Origin of the sequence: Lactobacillus sp. HBUAS51381, assembly GCF_012641095.1 — a bacterium.
Lineage (GTDB): Bacteria > Bacillota > Bacilli > Lactobacillales > Lactobacillaceae > Levilactobacillus.
This window is the reverse complement of sequence record NZ_JAAVSC010000065.1, coordinates 1-4,257: the sequence shown is the minus strand read 5'-3', so window position 1 is coordinate 4,257 and position 4,257 is coordinate 1. Positions and strand designations below refer to the sequence as shown.

The following is a 4,257-nucleotide window of genomic DNA, read 5'->3' as shown; positions in this document are numbered from 1 at the left end:
TAACGGCAGTAAGCAAAAATAATGAAAGGAAATATGCAACCTTTCTAAATGTAGAAACCCATCGTGTTTTTCTACATTTCTCCATATTTTGTATAGCAGTGAATAGCGATGTCAGATGAACAGGGGCTCCACTGCCTCGTTGACGGGGAGTCCGTCAATCTCGAAGATAGTCTCCAGCTTTCGGAATTAGACGCGGGGCTGAGAAACCGGATTAAACGCGATTACCCGCAGAGTAAGGTGAGTGACTACATTTGTGGGCATCACCTGTTAAAATACCGTCTGGAGCACGTGGACGCCCTGATTAACGCGGATATGAAGCAGACGCGCAAGATTAATCAGAAGTTGACCAAGGCGCTGCAGAGTGATGACTACGACATTATTGACGTGAACGATTCTCTCAAGGAGAGCCTGACGTTCGGGCAGAAAGTGTCCGATGACGTGGCCCGTTTTGGCGGGTCCTGGGGCTTTATCTTTGTCTTCATGTTCGTCCTAATCGGCTGGATGCTGGTTAACGGGCTTCATTTGTTCGGGGTGAACTTTGACAACTACCCCTTCATTCTGTTAAATTTAGTGTTGAGCTGTGTGGCGGCGATTCAGGCACCCATCATCATGATGAGCCAGAACCGTTCCGCCGATCGCGATCGCATGATGGCCGAAAACGACTATCACGTGAACCTTAAGTCGGAGCATGAATTACGCTTGCTCCACGCTAAGGTCGATCATTTAGCACAGAATCAGGTCCCCCACACCATGGAGATCGCACGATTTCAGTTAGAAATTTTAGGTGAAATTCGACAAGAACTGGCCGAATTACGAACGCGCGAGGCGCAGGACGGTTCGGCAAAACGAAGGGAGTCTCACCATGAGGACATGGATCACAGCTAGCGTCTTGTTTGCCGTTGGCTTGGTTTTTGGCAAACGGGCCGCGGTTAAGCGAGCACATTAAGGGTAAAGCATGACTAGGGGCCATGGCCGCTTAACGAAGCGGTCAGGCTGGTCCGGCAGATTCGTTGACAAAGTTGCAATCCTCCGTTAGGCTAGTGAGAGAACTAGAAATGGAGGATTTTTTGTGATAATACGTGAAGCGAAACCAGCGGACGCGCCTCAGATAGCGCCGCTGATGAACTTGATCTACGACGAGATGGAACTGACCGACTTGGAAGACGTTCCCGAACCCGACTTACTAAAGGCCATTACGGCGGCGTACCGCACCCGGACTTATTTATCCGGGCCGGCAACCACGGTGGTGGCCGAGGCCAATGGCCAAGTCGTGGGGATGGCGTTCGGCTATCCCGGAGAACGAGAAGAAACGGTGGACGATGTCTTTACGCAAATCACCGCGCAGAGCGCCGCGTTTGATGTGCCTTTTGAGACCCAGTCGGAAACGGCCAAGGGTGAGTGGTATCTGGACTCACTGGCGGTGTCGCCCGATCATCAGGGCCAGGGGATTGGTCACCAATTGTTGCAGGCACTCCCGTATTACGCCCGGCGTGACAATCAAGCCGTCATTGGCTTAAACGTCGACCTGGAGAACCCGGATGCCATGCGGCTCTATGAACGCATGGGTTACGAGGTGTCTGGCAAACAAATGATTGGCGATCATCACTACTATCACATGCAACTGGAGATTGGCCAACGGGCTACGGTTGCGAACTAATTAGAGACTTGAAAGTGGGACCGGGGTAGATGCCTTGGTCCCTTTGTGTTGATGACTAAAGGTTGAAAGATAGAAAAAAGCTAGGATTCCTGGCGTGACAAGGATAACAATCATGATAATCTGATAGTCGCGTACAAGGCCGCTTTACCGTTCGTCACCAGTTAACCGCCTGTGGGCCCACTCTTGTCAACGGCTGAGACCAAATTTGATTCGCTCACGGCTACATGAGGTGTATCCCATTAAACTGGCAGAATGTCGCCACTCCAGCGATGTCATCGCACGTTTAGTAGGTTTCAACCACCGTAACCGGAGGCAGCCAGAGATGTAGGCAGCCGTGACAGCGGTGTTAGCTGTGCAGCAGCTTACAGCGCCGGAATCTCTGGCAGCCACAGGTGGTCATTGATGACTAATTTTATAGCGATATGCCTTGCCAGCTGGGGACTGGAGAGTGTTCGTGAACTTTTAACCTTCCGTTAGCCAAGAATACTGGTATACTAATGGTTACGAATAAGGACAGAACGATTCAAGGAGGAACTTTACCGATGAAGGATAATCTACAATTAGGCGATGACGAATTTGCCAACATGATGTTGGTGCTGAAACAACCCGTGACCCAGGCCAACCACAAGGAATTCAAGTTTCTAGATGGCACCGAAACGGGGGAAATGCAGGAGATTGCGCCCGACATCTGGGCAATGCCCGCCTATATGCAGGAAGATGACGATTTCACCATGTTCTTCCTGACCACCCAGATCGAATCGGGCGAGACGGTCATGGCCTTTGCGACGGGTGAACTGGCGGACGGAGATTTTCGTCTGAGCCAACCACTGGTCACCGGTGCGGGATTAAACTTATTAAATGAACAGCAGCCGAATCGGGCCAAGCGCGTTTTGAAATTTCTCAATGATATTTCCAAGGCCGATGAAGGAAACTGGCGGATGGTGGATTAATTTCCGCATAGTTGCTGGCGACCATGATTGATCCACTCGGTGTAATTGGTCTTGACAAGTATGCGGGTCACACCGTATACTTAATAAAATTTAGTTCCTTTAACATCGTCCCGTGAGGCGGTGAAGGGTTCGACTTCCGGCGATAGCTGGGCTAACTGGGCGAGCACGCTTCCTTACGGGACGGGCGCGTCTTTTTTATATCTTTGAACTGGAGGTCGTCTAGCATGAAAGAACCATCGCGTTACCGGAATCCCGATGCCTTGATTGATATTTGGGAACGTCCCAGTTGGGGTCAATGGTTGGGTTTGTCTCTACAGCATTTATTTTCCATGTTTGGTTCCACCGTGTTAGTGCCCATCCTGGTGGGGCTAAATCCCGGCATTGCGCTGTTTAGTTCTGGGGTCGGCACGCTGATGTACATTTTGATCACCCGGGGCAAGATTCCCGCGTACATGGGCTCCAGTTTTTCGTTTATCGTGCCCATGGTGGCGCTGATGAAGACCACGGGGTATCCCGGCATCGCACAGGGGACCATGGCCGTGGGGCTGGTCTATCTGATTGTCGCCGTGGTCGTGGCCTTGGTTGGGTCGGACTGGATTAACAAGGTCTTACCACCGATTGTGGTGGGGCCGATGATTATGGTGATTGGCCTGTCCCTGGCCGGTAGTGCTGCCCAGAAGGCAACGGTGGACAGTAATGGCACCTACCACTGGCAATTCTTCTTGGTGGCCATGGTGACCCTGTTACTGACGGTGGTCTTCAACCTGTATCTCAAAGGGTTTCTGGGGCTGATTCCGATCCTCATGGGGATTGTCTTCGGTTACCTGGTTGGTGCCGTGGCAGGATTGGTGGACTTTAAGCCGGTCATGGACGCGGCGTGGTTCCAGTTTCCTAAGTTCGAGTTCCCGGGGGTGAGCTACCCGTTGCATTTTTACTGGGGAGCCGTCCTGAGTCTGGCACCGATCGCCTTCGTCACCATGACGGAGCACATCGGGCACATCACGGTGTTAAATGAACTGACACACCGTAACTTCTTCGAAGATCCGGGCCTGAACCACACGCTGGCCGGGGATGGACTAGCCTCGATTGTGGCCAGTCTGGTTGGGGGCCCGCCCGTTACATCGTATGGTGAAAACGTGGGTGTGCTGGCGATTACGCGAGTTCACAGTGTTTACGTCTTGATTGGGGCTGCGATGTTTGCCGTGATCTTCAGCTTTGTGGGGAAATTAAGCGCTCTGATCGAGAGTATCCCCAATCCGGTTATTGGCGGTATCAGTTTCCTACTGTTCGGGGTCATTGCCTCCAGTGGGATGCGAATTCTAATTGAAAAGCACGTTGACTTTAACAAACGACGGAATCTGATGATTGCCTCGGCCATTCTGGTCATCGGGATTGGAAATGCCTACCTAAAATTGGGTCAGTACGAGTTCTCCGGTTTAGCCGTGGCGGCCGTACTGGGCATTGCGTTGAACCTGATCTTGCCTAAAAACGTTTAATAATTCTGAATAAAGTAAAAAGCGTTGCCGACACCTTTGCGTCAGCAACGTTTTTTGGCTCTTTGTCAACTGTTGTTGGTAATCTGCTGTATAGGGTTGCCTAATCGCATTGTGATTAGGCAACCTTTTTGATTCCGAATACCAGATGAATCCT

At 51.3% G+C, this 4,257-nt stretch carries 4 protein-coding genes; all 4 read left to right on the top strand.

What is annotated here, in order from left to right; all coding sequences use genetic code 11:
- Positions 1-108 precede the first annotated feature (108 nt).
- The gene (locus HEQ50_RS12420) at positions 109-885 is read left to right on the top strand and encodes a DUF1003 domain-containing protein (RefSeq protein WP_168900814.1); all 777 of its coding nucleotides are present in this window, start codon (positions 109-111) and stop codon (positions 883-885) included.
- Between the two features lie 184 nt (positions 886-1,069).
- Complete coding sequence (locus HEQ50_RS12415; RefSeq protein ID WP_168900813.1) at positions 1,070-1,657, top strand: GNAT family N-acetyltransferase; 588 nt, start codon at positions 1,070-1,072, stop codon at positions 1,655-1,657.
- A gap of 542 nt (positions 1,658-2,199) precedes the next feature.
- A complete protein-coding gene (locus HEQ50_RS12410; protein WP_168900812.1) occupies positions 2,200-2,607 on the top strand; it encodes a hypothetical protein in 408 nt (135 codons plus the stop codon).
- A gap of 224 nt (positions 2,608-2,831) precedes the next feature.
- Complete coding sequence (locus HEQ50_RS12405; RefSeq protein ID WP_168900811.1) at positions 2,832-4,103, top strand: uracil-xanthine permease family protein; 1,272 nt, start codon at positions 2,832-2,834, stop codon at positions 4,101-4,103.
- Positions 4,104-4,257: the final 154 nt, after the last annotated feature.

Coding starts and splice junctions, on each gene's coding strand:
- HEQ50_RS12420 (WP_168900814.1), top strand. CDS start 109: ATGTCAGATGAACAGGGGCTCCACTGCCTCGTTGACGGGGAGTCCGTC.
- HEQ50_RS12410 (WP_168900812.1), top strand. CDS start 2,200: ATGAAGGATAATCTACAATTAGGCGATGACGAATTTGCCAACATGATG.
- HEQ50_RS12405 (WP_168900811.1), top strand. CDS start 2,832: ATGAAAGAACCATCGCGTTACCGGAATCCCGATGCCTTGATTGATATT.